Below are 15,533 nucleotides of genomic sequence, written 5' to 3'. Positions count from 1 at the left end.
GGTCAGCCTCCGACGAGGGGAACCAGGCGCAGAAAGGTCGCGCTGCTCTCCGGTGTCACGATCACAACCTCGTCGAGATCCTCGACCTGCCGGTCGTCGAACAGCAGGACGAAGCCGTTTCTGGAGAAAGCCTCCAGGGCGACCTTGACCTGCTCGTCGACATCGAGCGGCCGGCGCTTCTTGAGCTTGAAGCCGTTGAGCAGGCGTTCCGACTCGCTCGGCTGAACCAGGCCCTGGAAGACGTTGTCCTTGGTCGCATTGAAGGCGGCCACCTCCTGCTCGACCCGACGGTGGATCAGCTCGCGGGCCGTGATCTTCTCGCTCGCCAGGCGCAGGGTCGCGGCGGGCTTGCGCTCGGCCCCCGGCGTTTCGTCATAGATGCGAAGGGCGGCTTCCATGTCGGACTCCCAGTAGGCTGATCGGATCTCCGATGACGCGCGGACCGACATAGCAGGTCGCGCCGCCACTACATCTGCCAGTGGTGCCTTAAGCCCGGGTTAAGCACGACGAGGGGGGCCTGAAGACGAGCCACCGGATCGTTCTTCTCCGGCGCTGCGCCGCTCGGCCGCTTCGCCCGCCTCCGGAGCGAGGATCGCGAGGTGCCTGTAGAGCAGGTCTTCGACGCGCTGCAGAAGGGCAGACTCGGCGCTGTCGAGAGACCAAAGCTCCTCGGTGCCGCGGATCCTCATGCGCAGGTCGCTCAAGGCTTCCATGAGCGCCCGTGACGGCGTGGCCTCGTCCAGGAACCTCTCCACGCGAGCCAGGACGGCGGTGCAGGGCATGCGCGCCCAGGCGCGCGAGGTCAGCGCCAGGCTCTCGGTCAGGTCTGCATCGCTGAGCGGCAGCTTGGCCCGCAGCAGCGCGGAGGCGAGCGCGGAGAGATGGTTCAGCCGCTCGTCGTAGGGGCCGGCATGGAGAAGCCGGCCCTCCGCCATGCAGAGCACGGCGAGCCGGCGGAGGACCGGCAGCAGGAAGGTCGCGCGCTCTTCGGCCGGAGCCTGGAGGATCCGCGCGCCGGCCGGGATCGCACTCACCTTGGCGCGGCGCGAGAGCCCAAGGTCCAGCTTGGCGGCATCGGCGACGAAGCTCTCCAGATCCGTCCGCAGCTTGGGCGACGGCTGATCAACTCGTCGTCCGACCCGGGCCTCCTCCGCGAGACCTGCGGTGCGGTCCAGGAACGCCTGGTAGTATTCATTGGGATTGGGCCAGGCCTTCTCACCCCCCGCGTGGAGCGCTCGCAACGGTGCCTCCAGGATCGGCGGCAGGCCACGCTCGATGGCGGCCCTTTCGATCAGGTCGAGGACGTCGTCGAGGAGCTGGTGGAAGTGCTCTTCGGTGGCGGGCAAGGCCGCCTGCGTCTTGACCAAAATGCCGAGCGCCAAGTCGCCCAGGCCCGGCAATCGGTCCAGCAAGGTCAAGAACAGCACGTAGAGGCAGCTGTAGGCGGCATCGTGCTCGGCGGTCGGGAAGGTCTCGTTCTCGTCGAGCTCCGACCAGATGCTGCCCATCCAGGAAAAGGCGAGCGCGAGGCAGGCCTCCCGTTCCTCTTCGCTGGCCTCGAGAATCGCGCGCCCGGCCGTCGTCTGCCGGACCTTGGGACCCCGATAGAGGATCCCGTTGCCGCCCGGGCGGGTGCGCGCGACCCCTTCGGCGACGAAGTCCTCGACCAAGCGGATCAGCGCGGCCCGTCGCCGTTCAAGGGCGGGCGAATCTTTCCGGGCATCGAGAAGCGGGTTCCGGCTCTGGCTGCCGTCCAAAGGCATCGCGCTCGACTCCATGCGACCTGCCCAGAGGGCGGAAATCGCATGAAAAGCTAGCAACCGACGGTTTAGCCGGCGTTAAGGCCGTGATGGCGAGCTGGCCCAGGAGCGCTCGGTTCCTGCCGGGTCGCGCTCAGCCCGCCGCCGGCACTTCTGCCGCCTTCAAGGCGGCTGCCTGGCGCGCCTTGAGAGCCGCCTCGTCGAAATCGGCGACCAGGTCGTGGAACAGGCGGTGCCAGTTGATCTCCGCCTTGAGGTGCATGAAGACCGAGCCCAGGCCGATGGCGGCGCGGTCCATCAGGACGAACTCGCGCGGCGGGGTGACGCCGCCGACCCGCTTCAGCTCCTTGTGGACCTTGCCGGCGACCTGGGCGCCGTAGAGGCCGCTGTCGCTGTCCTGGATCCTGCGGACCTTGTCCTCCAGCAGGGGTGCGTAGATGAACTCGGCCCAGATGTTGAGGACTTCGAGCAATTCCTTGCCGATGCCGGTGAAGCCCCAGGTCTCGTAGGCGCTGACCGCCAGCGCCTCGTCGCCGGTCTCCAGGGCGTGATAGAGGTCGATCACCCCGCGCACGAAGCTGGAGTCGAAGACCCGGATGCAGCCGAAGTCGAGCAGGTTGACCGAGCCGTCCTCGCGCAGGCTGTAGTTGCCCAGGTGCGGATCGCCGTGGATCACGCCGTAGAAGTAGAAGGGCACGTACCAGGCCCTGAACATGTTGTAGGCCACGGTGTTGCGCAGCTCGGTGTCGGGATGGCCGGCGACGAAGTCCATGATCGGCGTGCCGCCCAGCCAGGTCATGGTTAGCAGCCGGTCGGTGGAGAGCTCCGGCAGGACGTCGGGCACCCGCACGCCCGGCTCGTCCCCGAGCATGTCGGCGTAGAGGTGCATGTGCCGGGCCTCGCGGTCGTAGTCCAGCTCCTCGCGCAGGCGCTCCGACAGCTCCTTGTAGATCTCCGAGGGGTCGATCGCCTTATCGCTGCGCCGGTAGATCGAGAACACCAGCTTCAGCTGCTGCAGGTCGGCCTCCACGGTCGACTGCATGTCCGGGTACTGCAGCTTGCAGGCCAGCGCGCGGCCGTCGTGGCCGGTCGCCCGGTGGACCTGGCCAAGCGAGGCCGCCGCCGCGGCCTCGTGCTCGAAATCGGCGAAGTTGGCTTGCCAGTCCGGACCCAGCTCGCTGCGCATGCGGCGGCGCACGAAGGGCCAGCCCATGGAGGGCGCGTTGGCCTGGAGCTGGCGCAGTTCCTCGGCGTACTCCCGCGGCAGGGCGTCGGGAATGGTCGCCAGGATCTGGGCGACCTTCATCAAGGGCCCCTTGAGGCCGCCGAGGGCCGACTTCAGCTCCGAGGAATGCCGGCCGGAATCCAGGTCCAGGCCGAGATAGCGGGCGCCGATGAACTGCGCCGCCAGGCCGCCGACCGCCCCGCCGACCTTGGCGTAGCGCTTGACCCGGCCGCTCAGGCGGGAGGATTCGTCCGTGAAATCGCTGTCTGTCATGACACCTAGATGGCCCCGCCGGCTCGGTCTGTCCAGCGCGCGTCGGCGCGACGCCGCTCGTATACTATACGGCCGCTGCGGCGCCGGGGATTTCGCTTAATCCATCGCCTCCAGCTCGTCGATGAAGCCGCCGACGACACCCAGGCCCCGGGACCAGAAGCCGGGATCCGCGGCGTCCAGGCCGAAGGGTGCCAGGAGCTCCTTGTGCCGCTTGGTCCCGCCAGCCCGCAGCATCTCCAGGTAGCGCTCAGCAAAGCCGGCCGAGGCGTCCTCGTAGACCGCGTAGAGCGAGTTCACCAGGCAATCGCCGAAGGCGTAAGCGTAAACATAGAAGGGCACGTGGACGAAATGCGGGATGTAGGCCCAGTAGTGCCGATAGTCGCCCTCCAGGGTCACCGCCGGGCCCAGGGCCTCCGTCTGGCTCTCCAGCCAGATCTCCCCCAGACGCTCCGGCAGCAGCTCGCCGCCCCGCCGCTCGTCGTGGACTCGGGTTTCGAAGTTGTGCATGGCGATCTGCCGGACCACGGTGTTGAGCATGTCTTCGACCTTCTGCGCCAGCATGACTCTGCGGCGGGTCCGATCGTCCTCCGCGGCCAGGATCGCCCGGAAGGTCAGCATCTCGCCGAAGACGCTGGCGGTCTCGGCCAGGGTGAGCGGCGTCTCGGCCATGAGATGGCCCTGGGCGCCGGCCAGCACCTGATGCACGCCGTGGCCCAGCTCGTGGGCCAGGGTCATGACGTCGCGGGTCCGGCCCTGGTAGTTGACCAGCAGGTAGGGATGGGCGCTGGGCACCGTCGGATGGGCGAAGGCGCCGGGCGCCTTGCCAGGCCGCACCGGGGCGTCGATCCAGGGGTTGTCGAAGAAGCGCCGGCCGACCTCGGCCAGCTCGCCGGAAAAGGCGGCATAGGCCGAGAGCACCGTGTCCCGGGCCTCGGCCCAGGGGATCCGGCGCCGGTCCTCGTCCGGCAGCGGCGCGTTGCGGTCCCAATAGGGCAGCCGCTCCACCCCGAACCACTTCGCCTTGAGGGCATAGTAGCGGTGCGACAGCCTGGGGAAGGCCTCGCGCACCGCGGCGACCAGGGCTTCGACGACCTCGTCCTCGACGTAGTTGCCCAGGTTCCGGGACGAGACCGGCCGGGCGAAGCCGCGCCAGCCGTCCTCGATCTCCTTGTCCTTGGCCAGGGTATTGGTGATGTGGCCGAAGAGCTTGACGTTGGCGCCCAGAACCCGCCCGAGGGATTCCGCCGCTGCCTTGCGGACCGTGGCCTCGGGATCGGTCAGCTTGTCGAGGATCTCGGCGCTGGTCAGATCCTGACCGTCCAGAGGGAAGCGCAGCGCGGCCATGGTCTCGTCGAAGAGCCGGACCCAGGCACCGCGGCCGGCGACGTACTTCTCGTGCAGCAGCCGCTCCAGGTCGTCGGCGAGCTGGTGCGGGCGCAGCGCCCGAAGGTCGCGCAGCCAGGGCCGGTAGCGCGCCAGCCGCGGCGCGGCCTCCAGCTTGCCCTCCAGCGGCTCCTCCGGAAGCCGGTTGAGCTCCAGAGTGAAGAACAGAACCCGGCTCGCGATGCCGTTCGTCGCCTCCTGCATCGACTGATAGAAGCGGCCGATCTCGGGGTTGCTGATGTCGCCGGAATAGGCCAGCTGGGCGAAGCTCATGATCCGGTCGAGCCGCTCGCGCAGGACTTCGTAGGCCTCCAGGGCGGCGCCCAGGGCCTCGCCGTCGAGCCCGTCGAGCTTGCCCTCGTAGCGCGTCCGAAAGGCCTCGGCCTCGTCGGTCAGCTCGGTCAGATCGGCGCGCAGTGCCGGTCCGTCGGCCTCCGGATAAAGGTCCGAAAGGTCCCAGGTCGGCAGGGGACCGAGCTCGGTTTCGGCGGTTCCGGCGGTCCGGGCGGTATCGATCATGGTGCTGCACCTCCTTGACGCTCAGCCATATAGGCCGCCATAAGGGATGAGCCAAGCGCGCAGCATCACAATATAGAACGATAGCGCGACGGCCTTAGGGGGATGGCGTGGATCTAGACCGCTGGCAAAGCCTGCCCGCTCTCCTGTTCGATCAGGCAAAACGCCTGGACGGCAAGCCCTTCCTTTGGGCCAAGCGCGAGGGCAAATACCGGTTCCTGACCTGGACCGAGGTCGCGGAGGCGGTCAGCGCCCTGTCCCGCGGTCTGCGCGCCATCGGGGTCAAGCCGGGGGATCGCGTAGTCCTTGTCTCGGAGAACCGGCCGGAGTGGCTGATCGCAGATGTCGCGATCATGAGCGCCGGCGCGATCACGGTCCCCGCCTACACCACCAACAACGTCGGCGACCACCACCACATCCTGTCGCACAGCGGCGCGGTCGGCGCCATCGTCTCGACCAAGGCCCTGGCGCAGAAGGTTCTGCCGGCGGCGATCGACGCCCCGGAGTGCCGCTTCGTCGTGACTATCCAGCCGCCGGAGCTCGGCCAAGACACCACGGTGCAGCTCTACGACTGGTGGCAGCTGATCGACGACGGCGCCAAGCGGCCCGACGACACCGCCGAGATGGTCTCCAAGCTCAAGCGCGACGACACGGCCTGCTTCATCTACACCTCGGGCACCGGCGGCACGCCCAAGGGGGTGATGCTCAGCCACATGAACGTCATGCAGAACTGCCTAGGCGCCCACGACGTGCTTAAGATCCTGGGAGTGGGCAACGAGGTCTTCCTGTCCTTCCTGCCGCTGTCGCACGCCTACGAGCACTCCGGCGGCCAGTTCTTCCCCATGGCCCTGGGCGCCCAGATCTACTACGCCGAGAGCGTCGAGAAGCTGCTGACCAACCTGGCCGAGGCGCGGCCGACCCTGATGACCGCGGTGCCGCGGCTCTACGAGTCGATCTATCAACGGATCCTCAAGGGCGTCGAGAAGCAGGGCGGGCGCAAGGCCAAGCTCTTCCACCGCACCGTCGAGCTCGGGCGCAAGCGCTACCTGGACCCGGACAGCCTGACCCTGAAGGAGCGGATCCTCGACGCGATCCTGACGCTCCTCGTCCGCCGCAAGGTCAAGCAGCGCTTCGGCGGCCGGCTCAAAGCCTTCGTCTCCGGCGGCGCCGCGCTCAATCCGGACATCGGCATCTTCTTCACGGCGCTGGGCCTGCGGGTCCTGCAGGGCTACGGCCAGACCGAGGCGGCGCCGGTGATCTCGGTGAATCTGCCGGGCAAGGTTAAGATGGAGACCGTCGGCCCGCCGATGACCGGGGTCCAGGTGAGGATCGCCGAGGACGGCGAAATCCTGGTCCGCGGCCCCATGGTGATGAAGGGCTACTGGCGCGACGAAGTCGCGACCAAGGCCGTGCTTCGGGACGGCTGGCTGCACACCGGCGACATCGGTGAGATGGACGCCGAGGGCTTCGTGAAGATCACCGACCGCAAGAAGGACATCATCGTGTTTTCCGGCGGCGACAATGTCTCGCCGGCCCGGATCGAGGGTTTCCTGACCCTGCAGCCGGAGCTCCATCAGGCCATGGTCTACGGCGACAAGCGGCCCAACCTCGTGGCCCTGCTGGTGCCCGACCCGGAGTTCGTCACCGAGTGGGCCAAGGAGAACGGCAAGACCGGCGGTCTCGCCGAGCTGCACGGCGATGCGGAGCTGCGCAAGGCGGTCGCCGCGGCGGTCGACCGGGTCAACGCCGAGCTCTCGCCGCTGGAGAAGGTCCGCCGCTTCGCCATCGCGCCGGAGTCCTTCTCGGTCGACAACCACATGCTGACCCCGACCCTCAAGATCCGCCGCCACAAGATCAAGGAGGCCTACGGCAAGCTCCTCGACGGCCTCTACGAGCGCCGCCAAAGCGAGACTGCCCAGAGCGACACGGCCCAGAGCGAGACGGCCCAGAGCGAGACGGCCCAGAGCGAGACGGCCCAGAGCGGATCGTGACTCCGCTCTTTCCTTTCAAAGCTTGGAGCTGACCTAAGCCCCCTCGCCGCTCTGCAGGCAATCGAGGATGGCGATCAGCGCGTCGGCGCGCAGGATCGTGTCCTGGTGGAAGCGGCGCTCCGCCCCCTGGGCACCTTCGGCCAGCTTCGCCCTCGCGCTCGCCCGGGTCCGCTCGGCGACGACATAGGCCGCTTCGATCCCGCCCATGGCACGGATCACGTCGCGGATCGGCATGCCGATCGCCTGGCGCTGGGTGTCGTAGAACGCACCGTCCTCGGGCCGGGTCGTCAGCTCCGGCTCGAGAAAGGCCCGGCTCTCCGGGCAGCCGGAATTGCCCTGGGGCAGGGCCTCGCCCTGGCCGTGCTGGGCCAGTGCGGTCGCCGTCGCGAGCAGCAGTCCGGCGGCGGCAAGGCGGGCTAGGCTTCGATATCGCATGGCGGGGAGCCTAGCAGCCTCGCGTCCGCCGGGCGCTTCACGATCGGGAGAGCGAACCTGCCTTGCGAAGCCTAGACCTTGTGATAATCCCGGTACCATTCGACGAAGCGGGGCAGGCCTTCGTCGATTGGGGTGCGCGGCTCGAAGCCCAGGTCGCGCCGGGAGGCCTCGATGTCGGCATAGGTCTCCTTGACGTCGCCGGGCTGCATGGGCCCGAATTCCTTGATCGCCTCCTTGCCGCAAGCCGCTTCCAGCACCCCGATGAAGCGCATCAGGTCCTCGGAGCGGTGGTTGCCGAGGTTGTAGACTCGCTGCGGCGGGACCGCGCCGCCATCGGCCGGCGGCCGGTCGAGGGCGTTCACTGTGCCGGCGACGATGTCGTCGATATAGGTGAAGTCGCGGCGCATCTCGCCCTGGTTGAAGATCGTGATCGGCCGGCCCTTGAAGATCGCGTCGGTGAAGATGTAGGCCGACATGTCGGGCCGACCCCAGGGACCGTAGACCGTGAAGTACCGAAGGCCGGTCGAGGGCAGGCGGTGGAGGTGCGCCGCGGTGTAGGCCATGAGCTCGCCGGCGCGCTTGGTCGCGGCGTAGAGCGAGACTGGCCGGTCGACCGGGTCCTCGACCGAGAAGGGCAGCTTACGGTTGGCGCCGTAGACCGAGGAGGAGGAGGCGTAGACGAAGTGCTCGCAGCGCGGCAGGCGTCGGCAGGCCTCGATCATCACCTGCTGGCCCCTGACATTGGCCTCGATGTAGGCCAAGGGGTTCTCCAGCGAATAGCGCACCCCGGCCTGGGCGGCCAGATGGACCACCCGGGTGATCTCCGGATGGGCCTCGACCATCCCCAGGATCGCCGCCAGGTCACTGACGTCCAGGCGGTGGAAGGCGAAGGCGTTGCGGCCCCGAAACTGGGCGAGGCGGGCCTCCTTGAGGGCCGGGTCGTAGTAATCGTTGAGATTGTCGATCCCGATGACCTGCTCGCCCCGGTCGAGCAGGGCCCCGGCCACGTGGGAACCGATGAAGCCGGCGACGCCGGTGACGAGGACGGTCATGGAGCTTGCTTCGCCGAGTCTGCGCCGAAGGAGTTGAAAGAGCCGGCAGTCTAACGATTTTGATCGATAGCGAAAGCTGTGCGTCCCGTGGCGGGATTGAAGCTTTGGCGCCTTCCGGGCTAGTATCTCATTGTCGGGGTGAAGCGGTCTCCCGACCGGTCCAAGGCATCCCTTGCCCAAGCACCGCTCAACGCTCCTGTATTGGAGGGTCGAGCAAATGGGCAAGACGCAAGCAAGCTTTTCTTCTCGAGTTCTGAGCCGCCTGGTCGGGACGGCGGCCTGTCCGAGGCTTGTCGACGTGCGCCGCTCCGAGGTCTTCGAAGCGGCGACAGACCTGATCCCAGGCGCCGTCTGGCGCGACCATCGCGATGCCGAGACCTGGGCCGGCGAGCTCCACGGCAGCGGCGAGATCGTCGTCTACTGCGTCCACGGCCACCAGGTCGGCCTGAGCGCGGCCGCGCTGCTGCGCGAGCAGGGATTCGACGCGCGCTACCTTTCCGGCGGCATCGAAGGCTATCGCGCGTCGGGCGGCCCCCTGATCAAAAAGTCGCCCGGTCTCCCCGACGGAGTGACGGATCGCAGCCAGTGGGTCGCGGCGACCGGCATCGGCCTGGACGGCCTCGCCCGCACTTGGTTCGTCCGGCGCTTCCTCGACCCGGCCGCGGTGTTGCACTTCGTCGAGCCGGACTGGGTCGAGGAGGTCGCAAGCGAACTCGGCGCCCGGCCAATCCGCTCCGCAGCACCCGGCCAAGGCGACGGCTGTCGCTTGCATGACTTCTTCCTGCGCTACAGCTTAAGGGATGACGCACTTAATGACCTTGCAGGTCTCGTCGAGAAGGCGGGCCGGGATCGCGACGGCAGCGGCCAAGCCGGGATCGGGCTGCCAGCCATGATCGCCGGCCTAACCGAGGTCTTCGAGGAGGACGCGGCGCGGGTCTCCGCGGCCCTGCCGGTCTTCGACGCCCTCTACGTCGGGTGCCGTCTGGGCACTGCGGACCCGGCCGCTCCGGAGGGATCCTGATGGAGGCGCGCGACATCGGGGCCGATGGAACCGCCGGAAGCCTGGCGGTCCCCTTCCAGGAGGCCTTCCGGGTCTGGCTACGCATCGGCCTGATCAGCTTCGGCGGGCCGGCCGGCCAGATCGCGCTGATGCATAAGATCCTGGTCGAGGAGAAGAAGTGGATCGACGAGGCGCGGTTCCTCCACGCCCTCAACTTCTGCATGCTGCTGCCGGGACCCGAGGCGCAGCAGCTGGCGACCTACGTCGGCTGGCTGCTGCACCGGACCCTGGGCGGCCTGGTCGCCGGCATCCTCTTCGTGCTGCCCGGGGCCCTGGTGATCCTGGGGCTGTCGCTGCTCTACGCGGCCTACGGCGAGTTGCCCCTGGTCGCGGCCGCCTTCTTCGGGATCAAGGCGGTGGTCCTCGCGGTGGTGGCCGAGGCGCTGCTGCGCATCGGCCGCCGGGCCCTGCGCAACCGTCTGCACCTGGGGATCGCGGCGGCCGCCTTCGTCGGCATCTTCTTCCTCGCCCTGCCTTTTCCGCTGATCGTGGTAAGCGCCGGACTGCTCGGCTTCCTGGGCGCGGGCTGGATGCGGGCAGAGGGTCCGCGGAGCACCGCGATGACCGCGCCACGCCGCGATCGCCGCGCAAGCCTCCGCACGCCCCTGGTCTGCCTGGGGCTCTGGCTTGCGCCGACCGCGGCGCTCCTGGCCCTCCTCGGACCGGATGACGTCTTCACACAGGTCGCCGTGTTCTTCAGCAAGATGGCCGTCGTCACCTTCGGCGGCGCCTATGCGGTGCTGGCCTACGTCGGACAGCAGGCGGTCGAGGCCTACGGCTGGCTTGCGCCGGGCGAGATGCTGGACGGTTTGGGCCTTGCGGAAACCACGCCCGGGCCGCTGATCATGGTGGTGCAGTTCGTCGGCTTCCTCGGCGCCTACCGCAATCCCGGCGCCCTGGACCCGGTGGGCGCCGGAATCCTGGGCGCCGTCCTGACCACCTGGGTCACCTTCCTGCCCTGCTTCCTGTGGATCTTCCTGGGCGCGCCCTACGTCGAGGCCCTGCGCGGCAAGGCCAAGCTGGACGCTGCGCTCTCGGGCGTGACCGCCGCCGTGGTCGGGGTGATCCTGAACCTTGCGCTGTGGTTCGCCCTGCACATCAGCTTCGCCGAAGTCGAGGAGGTCCGGGTCTCGGCCCTGCGGCTCTACCGTCCGGTCTGGGATACCGTCGATCCAGCCTCCCTGGTTCTAACCGGCGCCGCCCTGGTCGCCATGCTGCGCTTCAAGCTGCCGATGCTGCCAACGCTGGCCGCCGGCGCGGCCCTCGGCGCCCTCTACCATGTCCTGCTCGGGTGAAGCATCGAGAGGACACCTGTGAGACAATCTTCGGGCGGCACTTGAAGGGGCACGGCGATTGCCCCAACCTCGTGGATTGAAACCGTCCGGCCCGCCGCTTGGACGGAAAACGTTTCAGGGAGAGACCCGGACATGCTGCGAACGCTACTGGGAATCGGACTTGGGCTCGGCGTCTTTGCAACCGCCGCCATCGCCGGGCCCGAAAACGTGAGCCTGCCCGCCGACTACAAGACGGCCTTCACGCACTACTACGAGGGCGACCGCATCGGCAACGACAAGCAGGTCATCCGCCTCTTCGCGAACGAGACCGCCGCAAAGGGCGCCGCGAAGGACGGCAAGCTGCCCTACGGCTCGGTGATCGTGGGCGAGATCTACAGCGTCAAGGTCGACGGCGAGGGCAACACGCTTGAGAGCGCGCTCGGCCGCCGGATCATCGACAAGCTGGCCGCCGTGGTGGTGATGGAGCGCGGCCAGGGCTTCGACGAGGGCTATGCCGAGGAGCTGAAGGTCGGCGACTGGGAGTTCGCGGTCTACAGCGCCGCCGGAGAGAAGCTCGACAAGGACGTCACCGCCTGCCGGGAATGCCACCACCCGCTCCAGGACAAGGAGTTCGTGTGGTCCTACGAGCACCTGGCCGGCCAATAGGCAGACCGGCTTCGGTCGGGGGCGTCGTCCGCGGCGGCGCTGGAAGGGGACGGGAGGTCCTCAGGCCAGGGGCTGCGCGGCGCTTCCGGCGGCCGGCGGATCGGTCTCGCGGATCGTCCGCTCGATCCGGGCCTTGAGATCCCGGCGCAGGCCGAGGGCGAAGAAGACCTCGGCGACGAGGAACATCGGCCCGATCAGGGCCTGAAAGAGGTTGCTGAGCAGCGCCGGACGGCGGCCCTCGTAGAGGTGACCCAGGAGCTGCAGGGCCCAGCCGCCGACGAAGAGCAGCGCGAAGGCAATCCAGAGGGCCTTGCTGCTCTGGGTTGCGGCGGCCCACTCCGCAAGTCCCAGCGCGGGGACCATGAAGAGGCCCATGGCCAGCCCGATCGGCCGGTCGAGCCCGATCCACAGCAACCAGACCGCCGCCGAGACCAGGATCGCCAGGGAGACCGTCGTCGCGCCGAGCTCGACCTGGACCGGGGCCAGCGCGAACAGGATGGCCAGGATGATCGCCGGGATGCCGAAGAAATGCGTGACGCGGTTGCGGTGATCGCGGTGGTAGGTCGTGTAGATCGCCATCTGGCGTTCGAACAGCGTGCCGGTCATCGTCCCTAAACCCAAGGTTGTGCCCGACCTCGAGCGGAGCTTAGCGCCGCGCCTCGGCCGGTTCGATCCCGTTTCCCGCCGCCGGCTCCCGGGACCCGGCCTAATCCCCCGCCGCCGCGGCCTCCCGAGCCGGCCCCGGGTCCTTTGTGCGGCGGCGGCCGAAGATCAGGCGCAGCACCACGTAGAAGACCGGCGTCAGCAGGAGGCCGAAGAGAGTCACGCCGAGCATGCCGGAGAAGACCGCCGTGCCCAGCGCCTGGCGCATCTCGGCGCCGGGGCCGGTGGCGATCATCAGCGGCACCACGCCCAGGATGAAGGCGAAGGCGGTCATGAGGATCGGGCGCAGGCGCAGGCGGCAGGCCTCGACCGCGGCCTCGACCAGCGCCAGGCCGCGCGCCTCGGCCTGGCGGGCGAACTCGACGATCAGGATCGCGTTCTTCGCCGAGAGGGCGATCAGCACGACCAGGCCGACCTGGGTCAGGATGTTGTTGTCCATGCCCCGGGTCATGACGCCGATCATCGCCGCGAGCACGGACATGGGCACGATCAGGATGATCGCCAGCGGCAGGACCCAGCTCTCGTACTGGGCCGCAAGCACCAGGAAGACGAAGAGCACCGAGAGAACGAAGATGGCGATCGCGGTGTCGCCGGTCTGCTTCTGCTGGAAAGCCAGCTCGGTCCACTCAAAGCTCATGCCGTCGGGCAGAAGCTTCGCCGCCAGTTCCTCCATGGCCGCCAGGGCGTCGCCGGAGGAGACCCCGGGCGCGGCCGAGCCCTGCACCGGGACCGAGGTGGCGAGGTTGTAGCGCTGCACCAGGTCGGGCCCGGAGCGCAGCTGCACCTCGGCCAAGGTGCCGAGCGGGACCAGGGCGCCGCTGGCCGAACGGACCTTTAGCTGCGCGATGTCGGCGACGTCCAGGCGGAAGGGGCTGTCGGCCTGGGCGCGGACCTGGTAGACGCGTCCGAAGGCGTTGAAGTCGTTGACATAGGTGGTCCCCAGGTTGACCGAAAGCGCCTCGAAGATCGATTCGATCGGGACGTTCAGGATCTGCGCGCGCACCCGGTCGATCTCCAGGAATATCTGCGGGCTGGCGGCACTGAAGGTGGTGAAGACCCGGGTCAGGCGCGGGTCCTGGTTGGCCTGAGCGACCAGCCCGTAGGCGGTATTGAGGGCACGGCGCATGTCCTCGGACGTGAGCTCCTTGACCTGCATCCGGAAGCCGCCCGAGGTGCCGATGCCGCGCACCGGCGGCGGCGGTACGGCAATGATGAAGGCCTCCTGGATCTGCTGCATGCGGCCGAAGAGCTGGCCGATGATCGCCTCGGCCGAGAGCCCCTGGGCCAGGCGTTCCTCGAAGGGCGCGAAGGCGGCGAAGATCACCCCGGTGTTGGTCGCATTCGTGAAGGTGGCACCGGAGAAGCCGGCGAAGCCGACGGCGTTGATCACGCCCGGCGTGGTCCGGACGATCTCGCTGGCCCGCAGGACGACCTCGTCGGTGCGGTTGAGGGCGGCGGCATCGGGCAGCTGCACGACCACGATGGCATAGCCCTGGTCGAGCTGCGGGATGAAGCCGCGCGGCACCGACTGCAGGGCCGCGCCGGTGCCGTAGAGCAGCCCGGCGAAGCCCAGCAGCATGCCCAGGCGGACGGCCTTGCGCCCGACCAGCACGCGGACCGTGGCGGCATAGCCGCCGCTCACCCGATCGAAGCCCCGGTTGAAGCGCTCTCCAGCCCAGGCGACGGCGCGCGCCAGAAAGAATCTCGGCGGCGGCGCGTCTTTGGGCTTCAAGAGCAGCGCCGCCAGGGCCGGCGAAAGGCTGAGCGAATTGATGGTCGAGATCAGGGTCGAGGCGATGATGGTGACCGCGAACTGCTGATAGAACTGGCCGCTGATGCCGGGAATGAAGGCCACCGGCACGAAGACCGCGGCCAGGACCAGGGAGGTCGCGATGATCGCGGTTCCGACCTCGTCCATGGTGCGGTGCGCCGCTTCCTTGGGCGACAGGCCGTCGCGGATGTTCCGCTCGACGTTCTCGACCACCAGGATGGCGTCGTCGACTACGATGCCGATCGCCAGCACCAGGCCGAAGAGGGTCAGCATGTTGAGCGAGAATCCCATGGCCGCCATGATCAGGAAGGTGCCGATCAGGGAGACCGGAATCGCGGCGATGGGAATCAGGGCCGTGCGCCAGGACTGCAGGAAGATCAGCACCACGAGGACGACCAGCAGCAGGGCCTCGAAGAGGGTCCGGTAGACCGCGTCGATCGAATCGGCAATGAACTCCGTCGGGTTGTAGACGATCTCGTAGTCGAGGCCGGGCGGGAAGTCAGCGCCGACCCGCGCCATGGTCGCCAGGATCTGATCGGCGGTCTCCAGGGCGTTCGTGCCGGGCCGCTGGAAGATGCCGAGTGCGACCGCCGGCTTGCCGTTGAGATAGCTGTTGGTGATGTAGTCGCGCGCGCCCAGCTCGACCCGGGCGACGTCCCAGACCCGCACGATCCGGCCGGCGCCGGTCGACTTCACGATGATCTTGCGGAACTCGCGCGGGTCGGACAGGCGGCCCTGGGTGGAGACGGTCACCTGGAAGGGCGTGCCTCCGGGCGAAGGCGGCGCGCCGATCGCGCCGCCGGCGACCTGGACGTTCTGCTCGCGCAGCGCCTCGACCACGTCGCCGGCGGTCAGCCCGTAGGCCGCCAGCTTGTCGGGATCGAGCCAGACGCGGATCGAGAACTCGCGCTCGCCGAAGAGACGCACGTCGCCGATGCCGCGCAGCCGGACCAGCTCGTCACGCACGCGCGTGCGCGCGTAGTTCGAGACGTAGAGCTGGTCGTAGGTCTCGTCCGGCGAGAGCATGTGCACGACCATCATCAGGTCGGGCGAGGACTTCCGGGTCGTCACGCCCTGGCGGCGCACCTCCTCCGGAAGGCGTGGCTCCGCCACGGAAACCCGGTTCTGGACCAGGACCTGGGCCTGGTCGAGGTCGGTGCCGAGGGCGAAGGTGACGGTGATCTGCACCCGCCCGTCGCTGGTCGAGTAGGAGGACATGTAGATCATGCCCTCGACGCCGTTGATCTCCTGCTCCAGCGGCGTGGCCACGGTGGCCGCGACCGTCTCGGCGTTGGCGCCGGGATAGGTGGTGCTGACCACGATGGTCGGCGGGGCGATCTCCGGGTACTGGGACACCGGCAGCTGCACAAAGGCGATGCCGCCGGTGATCAGAATCACCAACGACAGGACCGTGGCGAAGATCGGCCGCTCGACGAAGAAGTGGGCGAAGCGCATGGCGGCCGG

12 protein-coding genes are annotated in these 15,533 nt (G+C 68.4%); 4 read left to right on the top strand and 8 right to left on the bottom strand.

Annotation, left to right across the window (positions count from 1 at the left end; translation table 11 throughout):
* Window positions 1-2: 2 nt before the first annotated feature.
* The 4 genes from QNJ30_03120 to QNJ30_03105 form a co-directional block, all read right to left on the bottom strand.
* Window positions 3-398, bottom strand: coding sequence for a hypothetical protein (locus QNJ30_03120; protein ID MDJ0942425.1), 396 nt, complete (start codon window positions 396-398; stop codon window positions 3-5).
* A 99-nt stretch (window positions 399-497) separates the two neighbouring features.
* A complete protein-coding gene (locus tag QNJ30_03115) occupies window positions 498-1,778 on the bottom strand; it encodes a hypothetical protein (protein ID MDJ0942424.1) in 1,281 nt (426 codons plus the stop codon).
* A 115-nt stretch (window positions 1,779-1,893) separates the two neighbouring features.
* Complete coding sequence (locus QNJ30_03110; protein ID MDJ0942423.1) at window positions 1,894-3,258, bottom strand: AarF/ABC1/UbiB kinase family protein; 1,365 nt, start codon at window positions 3,256-3,258, stop codon at window positions 1,894-1,896.
* A 96-nt stretch (window positions 3,259-3,354) separates the two neighbouring features.
* A complete protein-coding gene (locus QNJ30_03105) occupies window positions 3,355-5,160 on the bottom strand; it encodes a M3 family oligoendopeptidase (protein ID MDJ0942422.1) in 1,806 nt (601 codons plus the stop codon).
* A 107-nt stretch (window positions 5,161-5,267) separates the two neighbouring features.
* On the opposite strand from QNJ30_03105, the gene QNJ30_03100 reads away from it, so the two are divergent.
* Complete coding sequence (locus QNJ30_03100; protein MDJ0942421.1) at window positions 5,268-7,148, top strand: AMP-dependent synthetase/ligase; 1,881 nt, start codon at window positions 5,268-5,270, stop codon at window positions 7,146-7,148.
* Window positions 7,149-7,181: 33 nt separating this feature from the next.
* Here QNJ30_03100 and QNJ30_03095 read toward each other — a convergent pair whose 3' ends face one another.
* Complete coding sequence (locus QNJ30_03095; GenBank protein MDJ0942420.1) at window positions 7,182-7,583, bottom strand: hypothetical protein; 402 nt, start codon at window positions 7,581-7,583, stop codon at window positions 7,182-7,184.
* 71 nt (window positions 7,584-7,654) lie between these two features.
* A complete protein-coding gene (locus QNJ30_03090) occupies window positions 7,655-8,635 on the bottom strand; it encodes an NAD-dependent epimerase/dehydratase family protein (GenBank protein ID MDJ0942419.1) in 981 nt (326 codons plus the stop codon).
* A gap of 217 nt (window positions 8,636-8,852) precedes the next feature.
* Between QNJ30_03090 and QNJ30_03085 the strand changes: the two genes are divergently transcribed.
* From QNJ30_03085 to QNJ30_03075, 3 genes are all read left to right on the top strand, one after another.
* The gene (locus QNJ30_03085) at window positions 8,853-9,656 is read left to right on the top strand and encodes a chromate resistance protein (protein MDJ0942418.1); all 804 of its coding nucleotides are present in this window, start codon (window positions 8,853-8,855) and stop codon (window positions 9,654-9,656) included.
* Window positions 9,656-10,990 carry a chromate efflux transporter gene (gene chrA, locus QNJ30_03080; protein ID MDJ0942417.1) on the top strand — a complete coding sequence of 445 codons (1,335 nt, stop codon included), beginning with the start codon at window positions 9,656-9,658 and terminating at the stop codon, window positions 10,988-10,990. Before QNJ30_03085 ends, chrA begins: the two co-directional genes overlap by 1 nt.
* 132 nt (window positions 10,991-11,122) lie before the next feature.
* Window positions 11,123-11,635 carry a cytochrome P460 family protein gene (locus QNJ30_03075; GenBank protein ID MDJ0942416.1) on the top strand — a complete coding sequence of 171 codons (513 nt, stop codon included), beginning with the start codon at window positions 11,123-11,125 and terminating at the stop codon, window positions 11,633-11,635.
* A 60-nt stretch (window positions 11,636-11,695) separates the two neighbouring features.
* On the opposite strand, the gene QNJ30_03070 is transcribed toward QNJ30_03075, so the two are convergent.
* On the bottom strand, window positions 11,696-12,241 hold the full coding sequence (locus QNJ30_03070) for a DUF962 domain-containing protein (protein ID MDJ0942415.1): 546 nt from the start codon (window positions 12,239-12,241) through the stop codon (window positions 11,696-11,698).
* A 100-nt stretch (window positions 12,242-12,341) separates the two neighbouring features.
* Entirely contained in the window at window positions 12,342-15,524 is a 3,183-nt protein-coding gene (locus QNJ30_03065) for a multidrug efflux RND transporter permease subunit (protein MDJ0942414.1), read from the bottom strand.
* Window positions 15,525-15,533: the final 9 nt, after the last annotated feature.

Source organism: Kiloniellales bacterium (assembly GCA_030066685.1).
In the GTDB taxonomy this organism is placed as follows: Bacteria; Pseudomonadota; Alphaproteobacteria; order Kiloniellales; family JAKSBE01; genus JAKSBE01.
Note: the sequence above shows the minus strand (reverse complement) of the source record. Positions and strands in the feature narration are given on the sequence as shown.